General features: G+C 54.0%; 19 protein-coding genes and 1 tRNA gene. 9 read left to right on the forward strand and 11 right to left on the reverse strand.

Annotation, left to right across the window (positions count from 1 at the left end):
* Positions 1 to 279 precede the first annotated feature (279 nt).
* Positions 280 to 897 (forward strand): trimeric intracellular cation channel family protein, encoded by a 618-nt coding sequence (locus tag JTI85_RS00755; protein ID WP_003024049.1) that lies wholly within the window; start codon positions 280 to 282, stop codon positions 895 to 897.
* Here JTI85_RS00755 and ligB read toward each other — a convergent pair.
* A complete protein-coding gene (gene ligB, locus JTI85_RS00760; protein ID WP_219351996.1) occupies positions 894 to 2,573 on the reverse strand; it encodes an NAD-dependent DNA ligase LigB in 1,680 nt (559 codons plus the stop codon). The genes JTI85_RS00755 and ligB overlap by 4 nt on opposite strands.
* Positions 2,574 to 2,834: 261 nt before the next feature.
* Between ligB and gmk the strand changes: the two genes are divergently transcribed.
* The 5 genes from gmk to recG are packed head-to-tail and all read left to right on the forward strand — an operon-like array spanning position 2,835 to position 8,702.
* Positions 2,835 to 3,458, forward strand: coding sequence for a guanylate kinase (gene gmk, locus JTI85_RS00765; RefSeq protein ID WP_019078035.1), 624 nt, complete (start codon positions 2,835 to 2,837; stop codon positions 3,456 to 3,458).
* Positions 3,459 to 3,512: 54 nt separating this feature from the next.
* Positions 3,513 to 3,788: a DNA-directed RNA polymerase subunit omega gene (gene rpoZ, locus JTI85_RS00770; RefSeq protein ID WP_000135058.1), complete on the forward strand. Its 276-nt coding sequence runs from the start codon at positions 3,513 to 3,515 to the stop codon at positions 3,786 to 3,788.
* Between the two features lie 18 nt (positions 3,789 to 3,806).
* Positions 3,807 to 5,921, forward strand: a complete 2,115-nt coding sequence (gene spoT, locus JTI85_RS00775) for a bifunctional GTP diphosphokinase/guanosine-3',5'-bis pyrophosphate 3'-pyrophosphohydrolase (protein WP_003024038.1) — start codon at positions 3,807 to 3,809, stop codon at positions 5,919 to 5,921.
* Positions 5,922 to 5,925: 4 nt separating this feature from the next.
* A complete protein-coding gene (gene trmH, locus JTI85_RS00780) occupies positions 5,926 to 6,615 on the forward strand; it encodes a tRNA (guanosine(18)-2'-O)-methyltransferase TrmH (RefSeq protein WP_003837594.1) in 690 nt (229 codons plus the stop codon).
* 5 nt (positions 6,616 to 6,620) lie between these two features.
* Entirely contained in the window at positions 6,621 to 8,702 is a 2,082-nt protein-coding gene (gene recG, locus JTI85_RS00785; RefSeq protein WP_219351997.1) for an ATP-dependent DNA helicase RecG, read from the forward strand.
* Positions 8,703 to 8,744: 42 nt separating this feature from the next.
* On the opposite strand, the gene gltS is transcribed toward recG, so the two are convergent.
* Entirely contained in the window at positions 8,745 to 9,950 is a 1,206-nt protein-coding gene (gene gltS, locus JTI85_RS00790; protein ID WP_003024029.1) for a sodium/glutamate symporter, read from the reverse strand.
* A 225-nt stretch (positions 9,951 to 10,175) separates the two neighbouring features.
* Here gltS and xanP point away from each other — a divergent pair, with 225 nt between their 5' ends.
* On the forward strand, positions 10,176 to 11,567 hold the full coding sequence (xanP, locus tag JTI85_RS00795) for a xanthine/proton symporter XanP (RefSeq protein WP_219351998.1): 1,392 nt from the start codon (positions 10,176 to 10,178) through the stop codon (positions 11,565 to 11,567).
* Positions 11,568 to 11,688: 121 nt separating this feature from the next.
* Positions 11,689 to 13,398: an AsmA family protein gene (locus JTI85_RS00800; RefSeq protein ID WP_219351999.1), complete on the forward strand. Its 1,710-nt coding sequence runs from the start codon at positions 11,689 to 11,691 to the stop codon at positions 13,396 to 13,398.
* Positions 13,399 to 13,440: 42 nt separating this feature from the next.
* Here JTI85_RS00800 and JTI85_RS00805 read toward each other — a convergent pair whose 3' ends face one another.
* The 9 genes from JTI85_RS00805 to JTI85_RS00845 form a co-directional block, all read right to left on the reverse strand.
* The gene (locus tag JTI85_RS00805) at positions 13,441 to 14,118 is read right to left on the reverse strand and encodes a D-lyxose/D-mannose family sugar isomerase (RefSeq protein ID WP_137346526.1); all 678 of its coding nucleotides are present in this window, start codon (positions 14,116 to 14,118) and stop codon (positions 13,441 to 13,443) included.
* Positions 14,119 to 14,167: 49 nt separating this feature from the next.
* Positions 14,168 to 15,028, reverse strand: coding sequence for a ketose-bisphosphate aldolase (locus JTI85_RS00810; RefSeq protein ID WP_003827236.1), 861 nt, complete (start codon positions 15,026 to 15,028; stop codon positions 14,168 to 14,170).
* An 80-nt stretch (positions 15,029 to 15,108) separates the two neighbouring features.
* A complete protein-coding gene (locus JTI85_RS00815) occupies positions 15,109 to 15,960 on the reverse strand; it encodes a class II fructose-bisphosphate aldolase (protein WP_142879130.1) in 852 nt (283 codons plus the stop codon).
* Positions 15,961 to 15,971: 11 nt separating this feature from the next.
* Positions 15,972 to 17,063, reverse strand: a complete 1,092-nt coding sequence (locus JTI85_RS00820; RefSeq protein WP_219352000.1) for a PTS fructose transporter subunit IIC — start codon at positions 17,061 to 17,063, stop codon at positions 15,972 to 15,974.
* 26 nt (positions 17,064 to 17,089) lie between these two features.
* Positions 17,090 to 17,410, reverse strand: coding sequence for a PTS fructose transporter subunit IIB (locus JTI85_RS00825; RefSeq protein WP_142879132.1), 321 nt, complete (start codon positions 17,408 to 17,410; stop codon positions 17,090 to 17,092).
* 19 nt (positions 17,411 to 17,429) lie between these two features.
* Positions 17,430 to 17,900 (reverse strand): PTS sugar transporter subunit IIA, encoded by a 471-nt coding sequence (locus JTI85_RS00830; RefSeq protein ID WP_003024008.1) that lies wholly within the window; start codon positions 17,898 to 17,900, stop codon positions 17,430 to 17,432.
* A gap of 26 nt (positions 17,901 to 17,926) precedes the next feature.
* Positions 17,927 to 19,480 carry a transcription antiterminator gene (locus JTI85_RS00835; protein ID WP_003024005.1) on the reverse strand — a complete coding sequence of 518 codons (1,554 nt, stop codon included), beginning with the start codon at positions 19,478 to 19,480 and terminating at the stop codon, positions 17,927 to 17,929.
* Positions 19,481 to 19,926: 446 nt separating this feature from the next.
* Positions 19,927 to 22,245, reverse strand: a complete 2,319-nt coding sequence (yicI, locus tag JTI85_RS00840; protein ID WP_219352001.1) for an alpha-xylosidase — start codon at positions 22,243 to 22,245, stop codon at positions 19,927 to 19,929.
* Between the two features lie 10 nt (positions 22,246 to 22,255).
* Positions 22,256 to 23,638, reverse strand: coding sequence for a glycoside-pentoside-hexuronide family transporter (locus tag JTI85_RS00845; protein WP_219352002.1), 1,383 nt, complete (start codon positions 23,636 to 23,638; stop codon positions 22,256 to 22,258).
* 290 nt (positions 23,639 to 23,928) lie between these two features.
* Here JTI85_RS00845 and JTI85_RS00850 point away from each other — a divergent pair.
* Positions 23,929 to 24,023 (forward strand) — tRNA-Sec (locus tag JTI85_RS00850).
* The last annotated feature ends 8 nt before the right edge of the window (positions 24,024 to 24,031 follow it).

Here is a 24,031-nt window from a genome sequence, read left to right on the forward strand (position 1 = left end):
AACAGATTCAATATCGAGTAAGTCACCATCTCACGTAGCCCGTCAATAAACGGCGGCGCTACGTGCCTTTCCCGACGCTTCAGTTCTCATCTATGCGACCAGAATTATATTTTCTCATCATTTATCATCACCACCCATATCACAAAGCGCATGCCATAACGTGTTTACAACAATTTCGCATTAGCTGTAGTTATTAAAATCACTTCACCTTAGAAAATCTCAATCGTGACAATGCGCACTAATCGTTAACCTTAGCCCCCAGCAAATCAGGGGGAATACATGCTGTTACACGTTTTATACTTAATTGGTATTACTGCCGAAGCCATGACCGGTGCGCTTGCGGCTGGGCGTCGTCGTATGGATACATTTGGCGTCATTATCATTGCCACCGCGACAGCCATTGGCGGTGGTTCAGTACGCGATATTCTTCTCGGGCATTATCCGCTCGGCTGGGTAAAGCACCCTGAATACGTCATTATCGTGGCGACCGCTGCGGTACTGACCACCATTATTGCTCCTGTCATGCCCTACCTGCGTAAAATCTTCCTCGTCCTGGATGCGCTGGGCCTGGTGGTCTTTTCTATTATTGGCGCTCAGGTGGCGCTGGATATGGGCCATGGTCCGATTATCGCCGTGGTCGCTGCGGTCACTACCGGGGTTTTCGGCGGCGTATTACGCGATATGTTCTGTAAACGCATCCCGCTGGTGTTCCAGAAAGAACTGTATGCCGGCGTATCATTTGCCGCTGCCGTGCTGTACATCGTGCTGCAGCATTATGTCTCCAGCCACGATGTAGTAGTTATCTCCACCCTGCTTTTCGGCTTTACCGCCCGACTACTGGCGCTGCGCCTGAAGTTAGGACTGCCGGTGTTTTACTATCGTCATGAAGGGCATTAAGGCATAAAGCCCGTGATCCGCTGAGCAGCTAACCAGTTGCTCAGCGCGGTGATCTCCCGATTCTTCAGCCACTGCATCACCTGCCGAGCCCGCCGCTCCCCCATGAAAGGAAGCTGCCGCCAGCTTTGTTCATCGCGTTCTTGCAATTGCTGCCACGAACCATCCCTGCAGGCATTCAGCGTTGCCTGTGTTAACGGTATTCCCATGGCAATCACCCAGCGCGTGAACGGAAGATCGCGTGACAGGTTGAATTGATGCCATAACTTCTCCCCTTTGCTTACACCAAATGTGGATTGTAGTTGTTCCTGAGTTAGCCCGAGCCAGGAAAAGATATGCTCAAAGCGATACGCCTGGTGGAGCTCCCGCCATCCCGCCTCGCCGATGCCCTCCAGCCCCAGCACCTCTTTGGCCCCCAGCCAGACCAGCCTTGCGACAAACTGCGCATAACACTCCGGGGTAGCATAAAAACAGGTTAATGAATTGAAGCGACCCTCAGGTGGCGTTGGCTTAGTACGTTGAGTACTGCGCCAGACGACTTCGTCTATACGGGGGATCCCCTGCCCGGCAAGGCTTATCAGAATCTGATCGCCAGGTGCAATATCCCATTCATTCCAGCGTCGGACAGAGCCAATATTGACGCGCTGCACCCGCTTATCATCCAGCATGACGGGCTTCAACATAGCAACAACGGCAATTTTCCCGCTTTTGCCAACAGAGAACTGAATACCCGTCACCTCAGACACTATGGCCACGGGAGGATATTTCCACGCTGCCAGCCAGTCTCCCTGTCCAGGGAGCCAGTATCGCGCCTGCGGCTCTTTTCCCGTTCGCACAACTACGCCATCCGTCACAAAAGGTAATGCTGAACTCCACCAACTGGCGCGTGCTTGCTCGACATCATCTGCACTCTTCACGGCCCTGGTAAAATGTTGCGTAAAACTGAAACCGGTAGCAGTGAGTTGTTCCAGTCTTTCCGACATGGCAGCCGGTCCATCGGGCCACGCCCAGATAAAAATAGCCAGCGAGCGTAACATTTCCGGATTGCTCTGGCGCATCATCATTCCAGCAACTTTTGAACGGGCGTTCATTCCCCCTCTCTGCTGTTGGATATGCCCTTCCTGCTGCAAAAATATCTCACCCTGCAGCGTACTGTTAGCGAGCTGTCCCTTGGTGATATGGGGTACGGAAGGGATCTGAAGAACCTTTTGCGTCCAGTCTTCACCTTTCAGGCCGTTACCACGGCTAATCGCCCGGACCAAATTGCCATTGCGATAAACCAGCGTCACCGCCACGCCATCCACCTTCGGCTGTACCCAGAGATCGCTGCGGGCTTTCATCCATTGCTGTAGCGCTTGCTTATCGGCAAGTTTTCGAACTCCCGTATGGGGAACAGGGTGCGAGACGGTGCCACTTATTGGGGGCGCAGACAGATCTGTTTTGGCTTCATCGCCAAAACAACGTTGCCATTGGATGAGTTGCGCATTGAGCTGGTCATAAACGCCGTCGTCTACGGCACTTTCACCCTGTTTCCAGTAACTGTCATTCCACTGTGTTATCTGCTGCTGTAGTCGTGAAATTTCCTCATTTGCCCGGGCAGGCGACCAGACGGGGCAAACCGCCCATACAGGTAAATTCCAGACCAGCAAAACCAGCCCTATGCATTTCCATGCTCCCATGCTACCTCCGCTGAACACTGCATTTCCCGGCAGATATAGCGCGAAGTGAAAGGGAAGCAGAGCGGCAAATATTCACTCTGCAGGCAGCATTCCTGACATTTGCACGTATTGCTGCAAATCGCGGATAAAACAGGAAACTGGTACGCAAAACGCAATAAACATGCGCAAAAAGTGTGACAAAGGCTACGTAGCAAAGCGGCTACGTGTATAATAAGCCCGTATGTAGGCTCTCTTTCGACAATCACATACATTAAGATACTCATGGCTCAAGGCACGCTTTATATTGTTTCTGCCCCCAGTGGCGCGGGTAAATCCAGCCTGATTCAGGCTTTATTAAAGACCCAACCGTTGTATGACACCCAGGTTTCTGTTTCGCACACCACGCGCGCACCGCGCCCGGGGGAAGTGCACGGTGAACACTATTTCTTTGTGAACCATGATGAATTCAGAACCATGATTGGCAGAGACGCGTTCCTGGAACACGCGGAGGTTTTCGGTAATTACTACGGCACCTCACGTGAAACCATTGAGCAAGTATTGGCATCCGGCGTAGACGTCTTTTTAGATATCGACTGGCAAGGTGCGCAGCAAATTCGTCAAAAAATGCCGCATGCGCGCAGTATTTTTATTTTGCCGCCATCTAAGATTGAGTTGGATCGCCGTCTGCGTGGCCGCGGTCAGGATAGCGAAGACGTGATAGCAAAACGTATGGCGCAAGCTGTTGCAGAAATGAGCCATTACGCCGAATATGATTATCTTATTGTGAACGATGATTTCGATACCGCCCTGGGCGATTTGAAAACCATCATTCGCGCCGAACGTCTGCGCATGAGCCGCCAAAAGCAGCGTCATGACGCTTTAATCAGCAAACTGTTGGCAGACTGAACCCACATTCAGTATCATGCCCAGTCATTTCTTCACCTGTGGAGCATTTTAAGTATGGCACGCGTAACTGTTCAGGACGCTGTAGAGAAAATTGGTAACCGTTTTGACCTGGTACTGGTCGCCGCGCGTCGCGCTCGTCAGATGCAGGTAGGCGGAAAGGATCCGCTCGTACCGGAAGAAAACGATAAAACTACCGTTATCGCGCTGCGCGAAATCGAAGAAGGTCTGATCAACAACCAGATCCTCGACGTGCGTGAGCGCCAGGAACAGCAAGAGCAGGAAGCCGCTGAATTACAAGCCGTTACCGCTATTGCTGAAGGTCGTCGTTAATCACAAAGCGGGTCGCCCTTGTATCTGTTTGAAAGCCTGAATCAACTGATTCAAAACTACCTGCCGGAAGACCAGATTAAGCGTCTTCGGCAGGCGTATCTCGTTGCACGTGACGCTCACGAGGGCCAGACACGTTCAAGCGGTGAACCCTATATCACGCACCCGGTAGCGGTAGCCTGCATTCTGGCCGAGATGAAACTCGACTACGAAACGCTGATGGCCGCGCTGCTGCATGACGTGATTGAAGATACCCCAGCCACCTACCAGGACATGGAACAGCTTTTTGGTAAAAGCGTTGCAGAGCTGGTAGAGGGGGTATCGAAGCTTGATAAGCTTAAGTTTCGCGATAAGAAAGAGGCGCAAGCTGAAAACTTTCGCAAGATGATTATGGCGATGGTGCAGGATATCCGCGTCATTCTCATCAAACTTGCTGACCGTACCCACAATATGCGCACGCTGGGCTCATTACGCCCGGACAAGCGTCGCCGCATCGCCCGTGAAACCCTCGAAATCTATAGTCCGCTGGCACACCGTTTAGGTATTCATCACATTAAAACCGAGCTGGAAGAGCTGGGTTTTGAAGCACTGTACCCGAACCGCTATCGCGTGATTAAAGAAGTGGTTAAAGCCGCTCGCGGCAACCGTAAAGAGATGATCCAAAAAATCCTCTCGGAAATCGAAGGGCGTTTGCAGGAGGCAGGCATTCCGTGTCGCGTAAGTGGGCGTGAGAAGCACCTGTACTCTATCTACTGCAAAATGGTGCTCAAAGAGCAGCGTTTTCACTCCATCATGGATATCTACGCTTTTCGCGTTATCGTTCATGATTCCGATACCTGCTATCGCGTACTCGGCCAGATGCATAGCCTGTACAAACCACGTCCTGGTCGCGTGAAAGACTATATCGCCATTCCAAAAGCGAACGGATATCAGTCTTTGCACACCTCAATGATCGGCCCTCACGGCGTTCCGGTTGAAGTACAGATTCGTACTGAAGACATGGACCAGATGGCAGAGATGGGTGTCGCAGCGCACTGGGCTTACAAAGAACACGGCGGCGAAAGCAGCACCACCGCACAAATCCGCGCTCAGCGCTGGATGCAAAGCCTGCTGGAACTGCAGCAGAGCGCCGGTAGCTCATTTGAATTTATTGAAAGCGTCAAATCTGATCTCTTCCCGGATGAGATTTATGTTTTCACACCGGAAGGGCGCATTGTTGAACTGCCTGCCGGTGCAACGCCTGTCGACTTCGCCTACGCCGTGCATACCGATATCGGTCACGCCTGCGTCGGCGCGCGCGTCGACAGACAGCCTTACCCGCTTTCACAACCGCTCTTTAGCGGTCAGACAGTTGAGATTATTACCGCCCCGGGTGCGCGCCCGAATGCAGCATGGCTCAACTTCGTCGTCAGTTCGAAAGCGCGCGCCAAAATTCGCCAGTTGCTGAAAAACCTCAAGCGCGATGATTCCGTGAGTCTGGGTCGTCGACTGCTCAACCATGCACTGGGCGGTAGCCGTAAACTGGCTGAGATCCCGCCAGAGAGCATCCAGCGTGAGCTTGAGCGCATGAAGCTCGCCACGCTTGACGATCTGCTCGCAGAAATCGGTCTGGGTAACGCCATGAGCGTGGTGGTTGCGAAAAACCTCCAGCAGGGCGAAGCAACGGCAAACGTGCCAGCGCAATCTGGCCATGGCCATCTGCCGATCAAAGGCGCAGACGGCGTGCTGATCACCTTCGCGAAATGCTGCCGTCCAATTCCAGGCGATCCCATCATTGCCCACGTCAGTCCGGGTAAAGGTCTGGTGATCCACCATGAGTCCTGCCGTAATATTCGTGGCTACCAGAAAGAGCCAGAGAAATTTATGGCGGTGGAATGGGATAAAGAAACAGAGCAGGAATTCATCACCGAGATTAAGGTGGATATGTTTAACCACCAGGGTGCTCTGGCGAACCTGACGGCGGCAATTAACACGACCACCTCCAATATTCAAAGTCTGAATACGGAAGAGAAAGATGGTCGCGTCTATAGCGCCTTTATTCGCTTGACCGCTCGCGATCGCGTACACCTGGCAAATATCATGCGCAAAATCCGCGTCATGCCGGACGTGATAAAAGTCACCCGTAACCGTAACTAGTTTTATGAATGAACAGCGCTATGCACGTATCCGCGAAATGCTCGCACGTCGTCAGCCCGATCTGACCGTCTGCATGGAAGAGGTCCACAAGCCTCATAACGTTTCCGCTATCATTCGTACTGCAGATGCGGTCGGCGTGCATGAAGTCCACGCCGTCTGGCCGGGTAGTCGTATGCGCACCATGGCCTCTTCTGCCGCAGGCAGCAACAGTTGGGTGCAGGTGAAAACTCACCTTACTATTGGCGATGCGGTCACACATTTAAAAAACCGCGGCATGCAGGTTCTGGCAACTCATCTGTCAGATAAAGCCGTGGATTTTCGCGAGATTGATTACACACGCCCCACCTGCATCCTGATGGGCCAGGAGAAAACCGGCATCACTCAGGAAGCGTTGGATCTGGCGGATCAGGATATCATCATTCCTATGACTGGCATGGTGCAGTCGTTGAACGTTTCGGTCGCCTCCGCGCTGATTCTGTACGAAGCACAACGCCAGCGGCAAAACGCTGGGATGTACCGACGAGAAAACAGCATGCTGCCACAAGACGAGCAACAGCGCTTACTGTTTGAAGGCGGTTATCCTGTGCTGGCGAATGTCGCTAAGCGCAAAGGCCTTCCCTACCCTCACGTAAACACGCAGGGCGAAATTGAAGCCGATGCAACGTGGTGGGCCACTATGCAGTCTGCGAGATAAACGCGATGAAAGGCCGTTTACTGGATGCCATCCCACTCAACTCTCTGACCGGCGTTGGCGCAGCGCAAAGCAGTAAACTGGCGAAAATTGGCCTGCACACCGTACAGGACCTCCTGCTACACCTCCCCCTGCGTTACGAAGACCGTACTCATCTTTACCCTATCGGCGAGCTGCTACCGGGCGTCTATGCCACCGTTGAAGGCGAAGTGCTGAACTGCAATATCACCTTCGGCGGTCGCCGGATGATGACCTGTCAGATCAGCGATGGTTCCGGCATTCTCACCATGCGCTTTTTCAATTTCAGCGCAGCAATGAAAAACAGTCTCGCCACCGGGCGTCGGGTACTGGCCTATGGCGAAGCCAAACGCGGGAAATACGGCGCAGAGATGATCCACCCGGAATACCGCGTGCAGGGCGATCTCAGCACGCCGGAATTGCAGGAAACTCTCACTCCGGTTTACCCGACAACCGAAGGCGTGAAGCAGGCCACGCTGCGCAAGCTGACCGATCAGGCACTGGATCTGCTCGATACTTGCGCCATTGCCGAACTGCTGCTACCAGAGCTGTTACAGGGCATGATGAGCCTGCCCGAAGCACTGCGCACGTTGCACCGCCCCCCACCGTCGCTGCAACTCAGCGATCTGGAAACCGGACAACATCCGGCGCAGCGACGTCTGATTCTCGAAGAACTGCTCGCACATAACCTCAGCATGCTGGCATTACGCGCCGGGGCGCAGCGTTTTCATGCCCAGCCGCTGAGCGCAAACAATGCGCTGAAAGATAAGCTGTTGGCGGCGCTACCATTTAAACCGACCGGCGCACAAACCCGCGTTACCGCTGAGATCGAACGTGATATGGCACTGGATGTCCCAATGATGCGCCTGGTACAGGGCGATGTCGGCTCCGGTAAAACGCTGGTTGCGGCGTTAGCCGCCCTGCGCGCTATCGCACATGGTAAGCAGGTAGCGCTAATGGCTCCCACCGAACTGCTGGCTGAACAGCATGCGAATAACTTCCGTAACTGGTTCGCGCCGCTGGGCGTTGAAGTAGGCTGGCTGGCAGGTAAACAGAAAGGCAAAGCGCGCCAGGCGCAGCAGGAAGCTATCGCCAGCGGTCAGGTGCAGATGATTGTCGGTACTCATGCAATTTTCCAGGAACAGGTTCAGTTCAACGGTCTGGCACTGGTTATCATCGACGAACAGCACCGCTTCGGGGTGCATCAACGTCTGGCGCTGTGGGAAAAAGGTCAGCAGCAGGGTTTCCACCCGCACCAGCTCATCATGACCGCCACGCCGATTCCGCGCACCCTGGCGATGACCGCCTATGCCGATCTCGACACCTCAGTAATTGATGAACTCCCACCGGGACGCACCCCGGTCACCACGGTGGCGATTCCGGATACCCGCCGCAGCGACATCATTGATCGCGTGCGCAACGCCTGTACCCACGAAGCGCGCCAGGCATACTGGGTCTGTACGCTGATTGAAGAGTCTGATCTGTTAGAAGCTCAGGCAGCAGAAGCGACGTGGGAAGAGCTTAAAATTGCGCTGCCAGAACTCAATATTGGCCTGGTACACGGCCGTATGAAGCCCGCCGAGAAGCAGTCAATAATGGCGGCCTTTAAGCAGGGTGAACTGCATCTGCTGGTTGCCACCACGGTGATTGAAGTGGGCGTGGACGTGCCAAACGCCAGCCTGATGATTATTGAAAACCCGGAGCGCCTGGGCCTGGCCCAGCTGCATCAGCTACGTGGCCGCGTAGGTCGTGGCGCGGTGGCCTCCCACTGCGTCCTGCTCTACAAATCACCGCTGTCAAAAACTGCGCAAAAACGCCTGCAGGTTCTGCGCGACAGCAACGACGGATTCGTTATTGCGCAAAAAGATTTAGAGATCCGCGGCCCCGGCGAGCTGTTAGGTACTCGGCAGACCGGAACGGCAGAATTCAAGGTCGCAGATTTACTGCGTGATCAGGCGATTATCCCGGAAGTTCAGCGCATTGCCCGCCATATTCATGAACGTTACCCGCAGCAGGCGGTGGCGCTGATTGAGCGCTGGATGCCGGAAACCGAACGCTACTCCAACGCATAGTCGATTCATAGCGGCGGCGGATGTTACCCCGCCGCACAGCCGTTATTGCGCAAAAATCGGTAACAGCAGATACAGCTTAATCACCAGCGCGTTGACGATATCGATAAAGAACGCGCCCACCATCGGCACCACCAGAAACGCCATATGGGATGGTCCAAAACGTTCGGTAATTGCCTGCATGTTGGCAATCGCCGTTGGCGTCGCGCCGAGGCCAAAACCACAATGCCCGGCTGCCAGCACGGCGGCATCGTAGTTCTTACCCATCATGCGCCAGGTGACGAATATCGCGTACAGCGCCATGAAAATGGTCTGCACAACCAGAATTGCCAGCATCGGCAGGGCCAGTGAAGCCAGCTCCCACAGCTTCAGGCTCATCAGCGCCATCGCCAGGAACAACGATAAACTCACGTTACCCAGCACCGAAACCGCACGCTCGAACACCCGATAAAAGCCCAGTAATGCCAGACCGTTACTGAGGATCACCCCAACAAACAGCACGCAGACGAAGGTCGGCAGCTCCAGCACCGTTCCGACCAACATTTGCGCAACGATTTTCCCCACCGTCAGGCAGATAGCGATCAACGCGATGGTTTCAATCAGCACCAGCGAGGTGATCATGCGCCCGACGTCCGGCTTTTCAAATGCGGTCGGCACGGCCTGATCGTCCGGCATGCCATCTGGCGTGGTGGAGTGTTTGACCAGATAGCGCGCAACAGGACCACCAATCAAGCCGCCCAATACCAGACCAAACGTTGCGCAAGCCATCGCCACTTCAGTCGCATTGGTGAAGCCGTAACGTTCAATAAACAGCTTGCTCCATGCGGCCCCGGTTCCGTGTCCACCAGAGAGGGTGATCGAGCCAGCAATCAGGCCCATCAGCGGGTCCAGACCCAGCAGGGTCGCCATACCAATACCGATGGCGTTTTGCATAAGCAGCAGGCCAACAACCACAATCAGAAAAATACCCACCACGCGGCCGCCAGCACGCAAACTTGCGATATTGGCGTTCAGACCGATAGTGGCGAAGAAGGCCAGCATCAACGGATCACGCAGGGTCATATCGAAGTTAACTTCCCAACCCATGCTTTTTTTCAGCACCAGCAGCGCAATCGCCACCAGCAGGCCGCCCGCTACGGGTTCGGGAATGGTGTATTTTTTCAGGAAGGAAACAGACTGGACGAGCTTACGTCCCAGCAGCAACACAAGGGTTGCCGCAACCAGCGTTGATAACGTATCGAGATAAAACATTTACAGCTCCATTAGTGCGTTTAGCACAATCACGCACGATGCATTCCAGACCGATTTTTAGCTCTTATTGAGTTTTCGGGGTGGATTTTAAGCAGAAAATGATGAAAAGTTATATAAAAATGTTTGTTTATCCGTTTTAAATATTAAGAATACCTGCTAGCAAACGTTTGCTTTTCTGCCCTGGTCAGATAAAATCACCGCTTTTCCACCATGGGATTGCCTCTGATGTCCGTTAACGCCGTAGAGTCAACAAATGCGCAACCGGTTGCGCAGACTCACAACAGTGAACTGATTTACCGTCTTGAAGATCGCCCCCCGCTAGCCCAGACCTTGTTTGCCGCCTGTCAGCATCTGCTGGCCATGTTCGTCGCGGTAATTACTCCCGCTCTGTTAATTTGCCAGGCGCTCGGTTTACCGGCTCAGGATACTCAACACATTATCAGTATGTCGCTGTTCGCCTCCGGCGTAGCTTCTATCATCCAGATCAAAGCCTGGGGGCCGGTAGGCTCAGGGCTGCTATCCATTCAGGGCACCAGCTTTAACTTTGTTGCGCCACTGATTATGGGCGGTACGGCGCTAAAAACCGGTGGCGCAGATGTCCCAACCATGATGGCGGCGCTGTTCGGTACGTTGATGCTGGCAAGCTGCACCGAGATGGTTATCTCACGCGTACTGCATCTGGCGCGCCGTATTATCACCCCACTGGTTTCAGGCGTGGTGGTGATGATCATCGGCCTGTCACTGATTCAGGTGGGCCTGACGTCGATTGGCGGCGGTTACGCGGCAATGAGCGACAACACCTTTGGCGCGCCGAAGAATTTGATGCTGGCTGGTGTCGTGCTGGCGCTGATTATCCTGCTTAACCGCCAGCGCAACCCGTACCTGCGCGTTGCGTCACTGGTGATTGCAATGGCGGCGGGTTATCTGCTGGCCTGGTTTATGGACATGCTGCCGCAAAATACCGCGCCGGTTAGTCAGGATCTGCTGATGGTGCCGACGCCGCTCTATTATGGCCTGGGTATCGACTGGAGTTTACTGCTGCCGCTGATGCTGGTCTTTATGATCACCTCGCTGGAAACCATCGGCGATATTACGGCCACCTCTGATGTCTCCGAGCAGCCGGTTTCTGGTCCGCTGTATATGAAACGCCTGAAAGGCGGCGTGCTGGCGAACGGTCTGAACTCGTTTGTTTCCGCTGTGTTCAACACCTTCCCGAACTCCTGTTTTGGACAGAACAACGGGGTTATTCAGTTAACGGGTGTTGCCAGCCGCTACGTCGGTTTTATGGTGGCGTTGATGTTGATCGCGCTGGGCCTGTTCCCGGCGGTCAGCGGTTTTGTACAGCATATTCCTGAGCCAGTACTCGGCGGGGCAACGCTGGTAATGTTCGGTACTATCGCCGCATCCGGCGTGCGTATCGTGTCCCGCGAGCCGCTGAACCGTCGCGCGATTTTGATTATCGCGCTGTCGCTGGCTGTTGGTCTCGGCGTCTCCCAGCAACCGCTGATCCTGCAGTTCGCCCCGGACTGGGTGAAAAACCTGCTCTCTTCCGGCATTGCCGCAGGCGGTATTACCGCTATCGTTCTGAACCTGATTTTCCCGCCGGAGAAGCAATAAGCAAAATGCGGCGTTGGTTCTGAATCAACGCCGCTGTAACGCTCTTTCACCATTCCCGCCTTGAGCATTGCGCCTAAATCGTGCATAACTTGACTATGTGCACTTCGCGGGATGGAAGACCATGAAATTTATTGGAAAGCTGCTTCTTTACGTGCTGATCGCCCTTGCAGTGGCGATCCTCGGCCTTTATTTTCTACTGCAAACCCGTTGGGGCGCAGAGCACGTCAGCGCCTGGGTTTCACAGAACAGCAGCTACCATCTGGCCTTTGATGCCATCGATCACCGGTTTTCTTCCCCTTCCCATATTCTGCTGGAAAACGTCACCTTTGGCCGGGATGGTCAGCCCGCCACGCTGGTCGCCAAAACGGTCGATATTGGACTCAGTAGCCGCCAAATCACAGACCCGCTGCACGTAGACACCATTTTGTTGCAAAACGGCACGCTGAATCTTTCCCAGCAAACCGCGCCATTGCCATTCCAGGCCGATCGCCTGCAGTTGCAGGATATGGCGCTTAACAGCCCCGGCAGCGAGTGGAACCTCAGCGCCCAGCGCGTTAACGGTGGCATCATTCCCTGGAGCCCTGAGGCAGGTAAAATTCTCGGCAGCAAAGCGCAAATTCAGCTCAGCGCCAGTTCGTTGACGCTCAACGATGTCCCGACCACCAACGTCTTGATTGAAGGCAGCATTGACCATGACCGGGTGACGCTTAGCAATATTGGCGCAGACGTGGCGCGTGGAGCATTAACCGGCGTAGCGCAACGCAATGCCGACGGGAGCTGGGTAGTGGAGAATCTGCGCCTGAACGATATCCGGCTGCAAAGCGACAAATCACTGGCCGACTTTTTTGCCCCGTTAAGCACCATTCCTTCCCTGCAAATTGGTCGTCTGGAAGTAACGGATGCCCGTCTGCAAGGCCCCGACTGGGCGGTGACGGATCTCGATCTGAGCTTGCGCAACATGACCTTCAGCAAGGACGACTGGCAAACTCAGGAAGGAAAATTGTCGATGAACGCCAGCGAGTTTATCTACGGCTCGTTGCACTTCTTCGATCCGATTCTGAACGCTGAATTCTCGCCGCAAGGTATTGCGCTGCGCCAGTTCACCACCCGCTGGGAAGACGGTATGGTCAGAACGTCGGGTAATTGGCTGCGCAACAACAAAGCGCTGGTCCTCGATGATGCCGCCATCGCCGGTCTGGAATACACGCTGCCGGAAAACTGGAAACAGCTGTGGATGAACCCCCTACCTGTCTGGCTAAACAGCCTGACGCTGAAGAAATTCAGCGCCAGCCGCAATCTGGTAATTGATATCGACCCGAGTTTCCCGTGGCAGCTCACCGCGCTTGACGGTTACGGCGCTAACCTCGGGCTGGTACAGAATAATCAGTGGGGGATCTGGAGCGGGAGCGCCACCCTCAACGCCGCTGCTGCTACCTTTAACCGCACGGATGTACGTCGTCCTTCGCTGGCGCTGACGGCGAACAACAGCACCATCAATATCAGCGAACTGAGCGCCTATACGGAAAAAGGGCTGCTGGAGGCCACCGCCAGCATTTCGCAGTTGCCTCAGCGCCAGGCTCAGATCAGCCTGAACGGGCGTGGCGTGCCAATGACGATCCTGCAGCAGTGGGGCTGGCCCGCACTGCCGCTTTCCGGCGATGGTAATATTCAGCTTACCGCCAGCGGCAATATTCAGGCCGATGCGCCGCTCAAGCCAACGGTCAGCGGCCAACTGCATGCGGTGAACGTGGAGAAACAGCAGGTCACGCAGACCATGCAGGCGGGCGTGGTTTCAGGGAGTGAAGTCACAGCACCACCACCTGCGCAATAATTTATTGCCCGGTGGCGCTTCGCTTACCGGGCCTACTCACGCTCATAAACGAATATATTCACTGCACAACAGCCACTTCACCGGCTCATCCTCTTCAATCGCCGGGAAGCGACCGCCAGGTTCCAGAAAGTGGTTGTCATGCAGGTCGTCATTGACCATCGAGATTTCCCAGCCCAGCACGAACGCCTTCTCCGCCCAAAAGCGATGATACAAGCGCGGCGGCAGGCACACCCCCTGTCCCGGTTTCAATACCAGCGTCTCGCCAGCGTCAACGGTACGCCGCTGACCATCGACGCTAACTTCAACAATACGCCGTGCGTCATACCCGTCATCAGGCGTGGCCCATGCCAGCTGCATACATAAATCACCGCCGCCGCGATTCACGATATCTTCCATTTTATGGCGATGAAAATGCCATGGTGTTTGCTGATCCTGCTGAATTTGCAGCATCTTTTCGGCGTACGGTTTGGGGTAATTAGCTGAGCCAGGCAGACCATTGCGCAACGTCAGTAACGTCAGTCCCGTTTGCGCAAAATCTCCACGCCCAAAGTCGGTAATATCCCAGCCCAGCTGGAGATCGCACACTTCACGCCACAGAGATTGATCCTGTTGTCGCCAGGCATCGATCGTAAAATATGCAAAATCAGGCAGACAGACCCGAAAAGTCTCGGCAATGGCATGCGCTTTATCGACGGCATAATTAATATGTGAACGCTTCATTCCACTTTTCCTTGTTGCGAAAGAGGCGGGTCGCCCCGCCTGCATGCCGTTAGTAAAGTGATGCTTTGCCGGTTGAACCGAACAATTTCATTTTGTGGCGGATCACGTCCCGCGCGGCGCTAATGGCTTCTGGGTAGATTACGTTCGGGTCCCACCAGGTTTCTTTCGCCAGGATTTCGCGGACTTTCTGGAAGTAGGCGTATTTCATATCGCTGGAAATGTTGATTTTGCCAACACCCAGCGTCACGGATTCGGCAATTTCCGCATCCGGGTTCGCGGAACCACCGTGCAGCACCAGCGGAATATCCACACGCCCGGCGATGTCGCGCAGGATGTTCATTTGCAGCTCTGGCTGCATCCCTTTCGGGTAGATCCCGTGCGCGGTTCCAATCGCCACCGCCAGCGTGTCTGCACCGGTTCGGGCGATAAAATCCTCTGCCTGAGCAGGATCGGTATAAGTAACCTTCGACACGCCGCCTTCCACTGACGTCCCGGTCTGACCAATCGTACCCAACTCCCCTTCCACAGAAACACCTACCGCATGCGCCAGCTTGACCACTTCGCGGGTCAGCGCCACGTTCTCTTCATACGGCAGCAGCGAGCCATCAATCATCACCGAGGTAAACCCACACTGAATCGCCCGCAGAACATGCTCAACCGAAGCACCGTGGTCCAGATGCAGAGTAAACGGCACTGGGCTACGCATCGTGATATCACGGACGTAGCTAAAAAACGCATCGCCGACAAAATCATGTTCGCTGGGGTGAATGGAGATAATCGCCGGGGTGTTGGTCGCTTCCGCTTCTTCCACAACTGCACGTACAAAGCAGCTGTCCGCCACGTTGAATGCGCCGATGGCAAAGCCGTGCTGACGGGTAGGTTGCAGTAATTCTTTCATCGAAACTAACATGTTAATTCTCCAGTTTCAGGGTGTAGAAAGCCCTGCCAGTGCGTCATCGCAGAGGCATAGAAGGCGTTACAGAAAATGAATCAGGCTTTGCCGATAGCGCCGCTGGCCTGTAGATACGGAATAATGGCTTCCTCGCAGGCCTGCTCCATCAGGGTCAGGGCATCAACAAGTTCACCGGATGTGTCACGACACAGGGTATGCAGCAGCGCAGCCTTTCCGGCTTCGAAAACCGCTGCGCCAACGTTTATCTTGGCGACGCCAAACATCGGACAGCGCTGTAGCTGATCAAACGGCGTCCCGCTGCCACCATGCAGCGCCAGAGGTACCGTAGATAACCGGGCAATTTCCTCCAGCCGCTGGAAATCAATGGCTGGCGTAACGCCCGGCGCGTACATGCCGTGCGCTGTACCCACCGACACCGCCAGCAAATCGATCCCGGTCTGTTGGATAAAGGGTTCCACGTCGGCGGCCTGAGTCATCAAATCAGCGTTAGCGGCATGGTCATAGCGCGGAGCATCTGCCAGATGGCCCAGCTCACCTTCCACGCACAGAGAAACGCTGGCTGCGAGCTCAACCACTGCACGGGTCTGGCGAATATTCTCCTCCAGCGCAAAGGCGGAGGCATCGATCATTAGCCCGCTGAATCCGGCGCGAAAAGCCTGACGAATGCGTACAGGATCCTTTCCATGATCCAGCGCCAGCGCGACCGGTACCGAGGCTTCCTCTGCCAGCGTTTTGACGACCGCAGCGGCTATCGGGGCCGGAAAATGCTCCAGATGCCCCTGATACAGATTCAGAATGATGGGCGCACGGTGTTTCTCTGCCACCCGAACCGCCGCGCGGGCGCTTTCCAGGTTCATACAGTTGATGGCCAGCAGCGCGTACTGCTCGCGCCAGGCTTTCGTCACCATGCTTTTCATATCGGCAAACATACGGCCTCCGGTTATTCCAGGGTGAAGGTGATCTCTTCGTCTTTCAGTTTTTGATCGCTGAGTTCATCAAACTCTTCGTCACGCTCGGTCACCGGTTTCTTCCACAGCGACAACATGACACCGCAAATCACTGCGCCGATCCCCAGCGCCAGGCAAAACAGCAGCGGATGCGTAAAGAGCGGGACCACAAACATGCCGCCGTGCGGTACCGGGCTTTCGACACCCCACACCATAATCAGGCCGCCCGCAATCGCCGAGGCCACCACGCAGGAGCCCACCACGCGCAACAGGTCGCGCGCTGCAATCGGAATGACCCCTTCGGTAATCATGCAGATCCCCATCGGGAATGCCGCTTTCAGCGCCTCGCGCTCCGCACGGGTGTATTTGTGACGCGTCAGCAGGAAAGAGAGCGTAATGCCGAACGGAGGGATCATCGAGCCAACAAACTTCACTGCTTCCGGACCGTACACACCGCTGACCAGCATGCCGTCAGCAAACAGCGACATGGTTTTATTCACCGGTCCGCCGAAGTCGAATGTCGCCATCGCACCGAGGATAGCGCCCATCAGGAAGCGGGATCCGCCCTGCATGGACTCCAGCAGATGAATCAACGCGTCCTGCAGCCAGGCTATCGGCTTGCCAATCAGCGTCATCATCAACAGGCCGCCAATGACGGTACTCAGTACCGGCAACACCATGATGGGCATCAGCCCTTGCATCGACTGTGGCAAACGGATATAGCGCTTAAGTAGCAGGACGGTATATCCGACCAGAAACCCGCCCAGCATCCCGCCGATAAAACCGGTATGAATTTCGCCGCAAACAAAGCCGACAATCAGGCCCGGCGCAAATCCGGGACGATCGGCAATGGAGTACGCAATCGCCGCACTAATCAGCGGTACGATTAACCCCATCCCCCAGCCGCCAATCTGGTTGAGCATCCAGGGTATGGTTCCTGTTTTTTCACCCACGTTAGTGCCGCCAAGTATTTGCCCGAGAGCAATACAGATCCCGGCGGCGACAATTAACGGGATCATCCACGAAATTCCCGTTAATAAATGTCTCTTTATTTCCTGAGATAGCGGAATTTTATTTTCACTCATGTGAAATCCCTCCAGAATGAGGATCGCTACTGGTTGGTGTTAACTAATGATTTTTCGACCTTTTCAAGAAACTGAATGGGCGACTTTATGACGATTTCGGTTTTTACTCGCACAATACGTTTATTTGAAAATCGCTCCTCCCCTTTTATTTTAACATCGACAGCGAGAATCACGACATCAGCTGCAGAAATATCCTCTGTCAGCAGTTCGTTTTCCGTGCCGATAGTTCCCTGGGTTTCAACTCTTATATTATGACCAAGCGCTTTAGCACCTTTAATTAGCTTCTCACGAGCAATATAGGTGTGCGCAATACCCGCCGTACAGGCGGCAACACAAACAATATTCATAACATGCTCCACATTTTAATTAGCAGACATTGGATTCAGCATATTGGCTAAAAAGCTCAATAATTTTCTGTGGACTGCTTTCGACTAACAGTTGTTCAATAATGTCGTCATCCGCCAACGCGCCGGCAACCTGCGAAAGCAGACGAATATGTGTAGTGTTTTGATCCTCAAGGCGTACGGCAAACAGAATGATGCAGCGCACGTTGCTACCATCCAGGGTTTCCCAGGGAATATCCTGGCGGGTACGCCCAATTGCCAGCGTGGTATTGACCACCGCCGAGGATTTCCCGTGCGGGATCGCAATATGATTTTCGAAGCCGGTCGAGCCTTCTGATTCACGCTGCCAGACATCCTGAATAAACGTTTCCCGACAGCTAATTGCCCCATCTTTTTGCAGAATATCCGTCAGTTCCTCAATAGCCTCCGTTTTGTTTGTGGCCTTCATGTCCAAAATAACGCGATTTGTATTGAGTATTTTCGTGATGTCCATCAATCATACCTCATGGAGTTCAGACATTAATTTTCGACGACCAGCGACGTCGCCCGATGTAATTTTTCCGTAATAACCGTTTCTGTTACCCGCTTAATATCTGCATCATTGAAAAAGGCGGTGACATACACGACCGGCATAGCAACGGCAGGTAAATTTATCGTCGATACCACCAGTTCAATATCGTCCGTCAGTACGGAGGGCAGGCTGCCTGCCGATACTACGCCGACGATAGTCCAGTCCGGAAAGGCGCGCAGAATACGGCTTTTGAGTAAGTGAGAGGTGCCAATACCGGTTGAGCAGACCAGCAGCACGCGCTTACGCGCTATCTGCCGCTCCATTGCGGCTTGAAAATGCACGGTTAAATATCCCACCTCATCTTCCGACACGGGCCGCTCGCCCCAACCGCTAAACACCCGATTCACCGCGCACTGGGTCAGACGCCACACGTCCTGCAACTCGCCTTTAATATCCTCCAGCAGCGGATTACGAATGCGGATCTGGTAGTTCAGGCGGTTAATCAGCGGCTTAATGTGGATCAGCAATCCGTCATACAGCGCCGTGTCCTGGCTAAGATCGCTGTCGACCATCTCGGCAAAGGAGGCAATCAACCGATGGGTAATCAAACGCGCTTCGTCGCTGGAGTGCATATGGCCAATCACGCTCACGTCGTTATGCTCTTCAATTACCACGCCGGAGGAGATAATGTATTGATATATAAACCAGACTTCGTCTTCCGGTAGCGGGTGGGCAATGCGTTTTTCAATATGTTGAATCATCCGGCTGGCAATGGAAAAAATATTCTCGTCACATGAGGTGATATTTTCATCTTTTCTCGGCAGCGCATTGCCCCGCGTGATGCGGTACATCATGATCAAAATATGGGTAAAGATATTGACGTAATAAGGCTCGCCCAAAGACCAGCACAGGTCGTTCTCCATTTCCTGCAATAACGTCTGGACAAATAAAACATCTTCTTCGCCAAAGTAATGCACTAAGGCTTTATAACTGCCCGGGTCAAGGCGTGAATAAACCACGTTACCAGGTTCATTATGGTTAATCACGCCGTTAATCAGCGACGCCATCGCCTGGCGTACACCGCTCTCGCTGCCTTCGATATGCGTGCCGCTCTGACTGCGAATCAACGACAGGCCCAGTGGGGTAATCCAGGATTCAATTACTTTCAGATCGTTAACAATCGATGCGCTGCTAATGAAATAACGTTCGGATAATTTACTGATCGACGTTTCATGCGGCGTTTCGCTTAATAATTGTGAGGCTATCTTGACTCGCCGTGAATTATTCATCATGCCGTCAGTATCATCACCCTCCGATCCTAATAACTGGTCCATATATAAAAGGTCGGTAATATTATCGGAACTTAATATCACCCCAGCACCAGCACGTTTATCGATGGTTATTTTCCATTCTGATAACCATGGTTCCAGTAAGCGCAGATCGCGCTGCACAGTTTTCTCTGAAACAGATAAATACTCGGCAATTTTCAGCAGCGTGACATATTCCTTCTTAGACAGAAGAAACTTTAATAATCTGTTTTGTCGCGAGGTAATCATTTGCATTATTTACCCTTATTACATACCAGATTAAATATCTATACCCGTCATACTTCAAGCTGCATGTGCGTTGACTTTCCTCGCTCACCCCAGTCACGTACTTATGTACGCTCAGGGGATTCGCTGCGTCGCCGCCTTCCTGCAACTCGAATTATTTAGGTTATAAAGAAGCATTTATGCTCCACGTGTAATCCGTGATGATAAATATAAGAGGACTACGATGCGCCAACAATACTAAATCGTGTCCAGTAATCCGGACAGAAATAAGACAAAAAGAGGAAATAGTGAGATATTTACGGCGCAGATCACATTTTTCGCGGGAATCAGAGTGATACCGCTCGCAAATATGTAGAGATAAAAATTTAATTCAGGATGTTTTGGATTTTCAGATCTGGAATGCTGCTCGCAGCGTGGGCCGGATAAAACGCATCCGGCACCACGTCGACACATGCTTACAAGGTAATCGTCAGCTCACTGCCCTGTGGAGTAATAACTACACCCAGCTCGCTGCCCATATGCGACCCGCATTTAATGCCGCCAATTTTCTGAATATTACGCAGGCACAGCGTCCAGTTACGTGCCTCACCATTCCCTTTCACAGTGATGGTATTACCTACACGCGTCGCCTTCAGCGTGAAGATAACCGAGCCGTCCATCGCAGGCACTTCACACACCGCTTCCCGGCCCTCCTGCAGATGGAACAGCTGGAACGCGGTTCCTTCATGCCAGGCGTAGTCCGGCTTCTGGTTATTGCTGCCCAACGCCAGCAGGGTGTTCTCACGCACGTAGACTGGCAGGCTCAGGAAGTCATGCTGCTGCTTATGCCAGCGGCTGCCCGCCACCTCGTCGTTACGCCACAGATGCGTCCAGCGTCCTTCCGGCAGGTAGAATTGCACATCACCCGCCTCGCTAAACACCGGCGCAACCATCACGCTATCGCCCAGCATGTACTGGCGGTCGAGGTAATCACATGCCGGATCGTCCGGGAACTCCAGCATCATTGCGCGCATCATCGGCGTTCCGAGCTCATTGGCGCGCGCCGCTTCGCGATACAGGTACGGCATCATGCGGCATTTCTGCTCGGTGAAATAGCGCACCACGTCGCAGGATTCGTCATCATACGCCCACGGCACACGGTAGGATTTGCTACCGTGCAGACGGCTGTGGCTGGAGAGCAGCCCGAACGCACACCAGCGCTTGTAGACGTGCGCCGGGGCGGTATTCTCAAAGCCGCCAATATCGTGACTCCAGAAGCCAAAGCCGGACAGACCAATGGACAACCCGCCGCGCAGGCTTTCGGCCATCGATTCATAGTTGGCATAGCAATCGCCGCCCCAATGCACCGGAAACTGCTGCGCGCCGACCGAGGCTGAACGGGCAAACAGCACCGCCTCTTCTTCACCGACAGCCTCTTTCAGCACGTTCCACACCAGTTCGTTGTAGATGTACGCATAATGGTTATGCATTTTCTGCGGATCGGCACCGTCAAACCACTGAACGTCAGTAGGAATGCGTTCGCCAAAGTCGGTTTTGAAGCAATCAACGCCGATGTCCACCAGGCCTTTCAGCTTGTTGGCATACCACTCGCAGGCTTCGGGATTGGTAAAGTCATAAATCGCCAGGCCCGGCTGCCATTTATCCCATTGCCACAGGGAGCCGTCCGGACGTTTGAGCAGATACCCTTTCTCTTTCAGCTCTTTGAAAATTGGTGATTTTTGCCCGATATACGGGTTGATCCACACGCAGACCTTCAGCCCTTTTTCTTTCAGACGGCGGATCATGCCTTCCGGATCCGGGAAGGTCACCGGATCCCACTCAAAGTCGCACCACTGGAAGGCTTTCATCCAGAAGCAGTCAAAGTGAAAAACGTGTAGCGGCAGATTGCGCTCGGCCATGCCGTCGATAAAGCTGTTGACCGTCGCTTCGTCATAATTGGTGGTGAACGACGTGGTCAGCCACAGGCCGAACGACCAGGCTGGCGGCAGCGCGGGACGGCCAGTGAATTGGGTATAACGGTTCAACACGTCCTTCGGCGTTGGGCCGTCGATGACGAAATATTCCAGATACTCGCTTTCCACGCTGAACTGCACTTTCGACACTTTCTCAGAGCCGATTTCAAACGACACGCACTGCGGATGGTTCACCAGTACGCCGTAGCCGCGGTTAGTGATATAGAACGGGATGTTCTTGTAAGATTGCTCGGTACTGGTGCCGCCGTCGCGGTTCCAGGTTTCTACCGTTTGCCCGTTACGCACCAGCGCGGTAAAGCGTTCGCCCAGACCATATACCGTTTCCCCGACACCGAGATCCAGGCGCTCAAACATATAGTTACGCCCGCTGTGAGTATCCTGCACGTAGCCGTTATTTTTCAGCTGACTGCCGGTAATACGTTCGCCGTTACGCAGGAAATCCAGCGACCAGAATTCCCCTTTGGTTACGCGCACGCTCAGGTTACCGCTCTTCAGTTCGGCAAATTCAGCGGTGTTGCGCATCTCGACCTTCACATCCTGCAGCACATTTAGCGGGTAATGCGGACCGGTATCCAGCGCCCCCTGGAAGTGCTCCATACGCACACCGACCACGCCTTCCTGCGGCGAGAAGAAGCGCAGGGTAAACAATGGGGTATCCAGTTGCCAGGTACGTTCGCGCACGTCGCGTGGCGCAACGTAGACAATCATCTCATTGCCCTGCTGTGCAACCTCGAACACCTGAATCGGGTTAATCACGTTCAGACCGGGCTGAATCAGCCAGTTTCCATCGCTAATTTTCATTGTCGGTTCCTTAGTTCTGTAATTCTTTCGTCGTAAAATCCTGCTGATTGCGGCGCGCCCCCTGAGCCAGTTGGCTCATGATTTCAGTCAGATACGGGGTTTTAAGGGTATAGAAGCGTTTGGCAATCACGGCACTTAGCAGGTAGCAAATAGCCGGAACAATGGTGAACAGCCCGATGATGATGCTAATAGTGGCGCTGTTCTGGGTTTTCGCTGCGGCGTCGTATCCCCCGCCCGCCAGCATCCAGCCGATCATCGCCCCGCCAAGCGCCAGACCCAGCTTGAGTACGAACAGCGTGCCCGCAAAGCTGATCCCCGTCAGACGCTTTCCGTTGCACCACTCGCCGTAATCAACGGTGTCGGACATCATGACCCACTGAATTGGCGTCACGAGCTGATGCAGTACGCCAATCACAAAGATAAAGCCGAACATGGTGATGTTGGCGTGCATCGGTACGAAGAACATCGCCAGACTGACAACCGCCAGCGCGGCGTTGGTCCACCAGAAGACGCTGACTTTGCATTTCCAGTCGGTGAGCGGCTTCGCCAGCGCAGAGCCGATAAGATTGCCGACGCAATAGGTGGTAAGGAAGGCAACAAACACTTCTGGCGTGCCCAGAATCCAGGTGACGTAATACATCATCGCCCCGCCGCGTACGCAGACGGCCAGGATGTTGAGAATGGTCAGCAGGCCGACGATGCGCCATTGATCGTTCTGCCAGATATCGCGCAGGTCTTCACGCATCGAGGTGGTGCTCGGCGGCGCTTCCACGCGTTCTTTGGTGGTGAAAAAGCAAAATGCCAGCATCAGGAAGGCCACCACCGAGAGCACGGCAATCCCGCCCTGAAAGCCGAACGTTTTATCCTCGCCGCCAATCAGATCCACCAGCGGCATCATCAGCACGGTGGAGAGCATGCCGCCCGCCGTCGCCAGCACGAAGCGCCATGATTGCAGGGAGATACGCTGCGTGGGGTCATTGGTGATCACACCGCCCAGCGCGCAGTAGGGAATATTCACCACGGTGTAGAGCAGGGTCAGCAGGGTGTAAGTGATGGCAGCATAAATCATTTTACCGTTCAGACTGAGGTCCGGCGTGCTGTAGGCCAGCACGCAAACCAGGCCAAACGGCAGCGCGCCAAACAGCACCCACGGGCGGAATTTCCCCCAGCGCGACCGGGTACGGTCGGCCAGCAGCCCCATGCAAGGGTCTGAGATGGCATCCAGCGCGCGCGCCAGTAAAAACATGGTGCCGACAAATCCGGCCGGAATACCAAAAATATCGGTATAGAAGAACATCATATATAACATGACGTTATCGAAGATGATGTGGCTCGCCGCATCCCCCATCCCGTAGCCAATCTTCTCTTTAACAGACAGAATCTCACTTTTCATTACGCATCCTTGTTAGCACTTTCACACGCCCTGATACCGGTTACAGTTCTTGTAAACCATCCCTGTGAGCGCGGGTATTCCGATATCTCGTTATCAAATTACGATTCTTGTTTTCTGTGATCGGGGTAGCGTCGAAAAATGTGATGAAATGTAACTACCGGATTTATTGAGGATTTATATGAAACCGATCATGGCAAGATAAAAGGGAAGTTAAAAAAGTGAGTGAGGGGGTGTGGAAACCCCAGGAAGTAGCTATAATGCGCCCCGCCTCCATGTAGCAATCGAGGCGCGGAAGATCGTCATCTCCGGTGAGGTGGCTGGACTTCAAATCCAGTTGGGGACGCCAGCGTTCCCGGGCAGGTTCGACTCCTGTGATCTTCCGCCAAAATGCCT

Origin of the sequence: Citrobacter sp. Colony219, assembly GCF_019382635.1 — a bacterium.
GTDB lineage: Bacteria > Pseudomonadota > Gammaproteobacteria > Enterobacterales > Enterobacteriaceae > Citrobacter > Citrobacter youngae.

What these genes read in the sequence shown, in the direction of transcription:
- JTI85_RS00755 (WP_003024049.1), top strand. Translation starts at nt 280, where the DNA reads ATGCTGTTACACGTTTTATACTTAATTGGTATTACTGCCGAAGCCATG.
- ligB (WP_219351996.1), bottom strand. Translation starts at nt 2,573, where the DNA reads ATGGGAGCATGGAAATGCATAGGGCTGGTTTTGCTGGTCTGGAATTTA.
- gmk (WP_019078035.1), top strand. Translation starts at nt 2,835, where the DNA reads ATGGCTCAAGGCACGCTTTATATTGTTTCTGCCCCCAGTGGCGCGGGT.
- rpoZ (WP_000135058.1), top strand. Translation starts at nt 3,513, where the DNA reads ATGGCACGCGTAACTGTTCAGGACGCTGTAGAGAAAATTGGTAACCGT.
- trmH (WP_003837594.1), top strand. Translation starts at nt 5,926, where the DNA reads ATGAATGAACAGCGCTATGCACGTATCCGCGAAATGCTCGCACGTCGT.
- recG (WP_219351997.1), top strand. Translation starts at nt 6,621, where the DNA reads ATGAAAGGCCGTTTACTGGATGCCATCCCACTCAACTCTCTGACCGGC.
- gltS (WP_003024029.1), bottom strand. Translation starts at nt 9,950, where the DNA reads ATGTTTTATCTCGATACGTTATCAACGCTGGTTGCGGCAACCCTTGTG.
- xanP (WP_219351998.1), top strand. Translation starts at nt 10,176, where the DNA reads ATGTCCGTTAACGCCGTAGAGTCAACAAATGCGCAACCGGTTGCGCAG.
- JTI85_RS00800 (WP_219351999.1), top strand. Translation starts at nt 11,689, where the DNA reads ATGAAATTTATTGGAAAGCTGCTTCTTTACGTGCTGATCGCCCTTGCA.
- JTI85_RS00805 (WP_137346526.1), bottom strand. Translation starts at nt 14,118, where the DNA reads ATGAAGCGTTCACATATTAATTATGCCGTCGATAAAGCGCATGCCATT.
- JTI85_RS00810 (WP_003827236.1), bottom strand. Translation starts at nt 15,028, where the DNA reads ATGTTAGTTTCGATGAAAGAATTACTGCAACCTACCCGTCAGCACGGC.
- JTI85_RS00815 (WP_142879130.1), bottom strand. Translation starts at nt 15,960, where the DNA reads ATGTTTGCCGATATGAAAAGCATGGTGACGAAAGCCTGGCGCGAGCAG.
- JTI85_RS00820 (WP_219352000.1), bottom strand. Translation starts at nt 17,063, where the DNA reads ATGAGTGAAAATAAAATTCCGCTATCTCAGGAAATAAAGAGACATTTA.
- JTI85_RS00825 (WP_142879132.1), bottom strand. Translation starts at nt 17,410, where the DNA reads ATGAATATTGTTTGTGTTGCCGCCTGTACGGCGGGTATTGCGCACACC.
- JTI85_RS00830 (WP_003024008.1), bottom strand. Translation starts at nt 17,900, where the DNA reads ATGGACATCACGAAAATACTCAATACAAATCGCGTTATTTTGGACATG.
- JTI85_RS00835 (WP_003024005.1), bottom strand. Translation starts at nt 19,480, where the DNA reads ATGCAAATGATTACCTCGCGACAAAACAGATTATTAAAGTTTCTTCTG.
- yicI (WP_219352001.1), bottom strand. Translation starts at nt 22,245, where the DNA reads ATGAAAATTAGCGATGGAAACTGGCTGATTCAGCCCGGTCTGAACGTG.
- JTI85_RS00845 (WP_219352002.1), bottom strand. Translation starts at nt 23,638, where the DNA reads ATGAAAAGTGAGATTCTGTCTGTTAAAGAGAAGATTGGCTACGGGATG.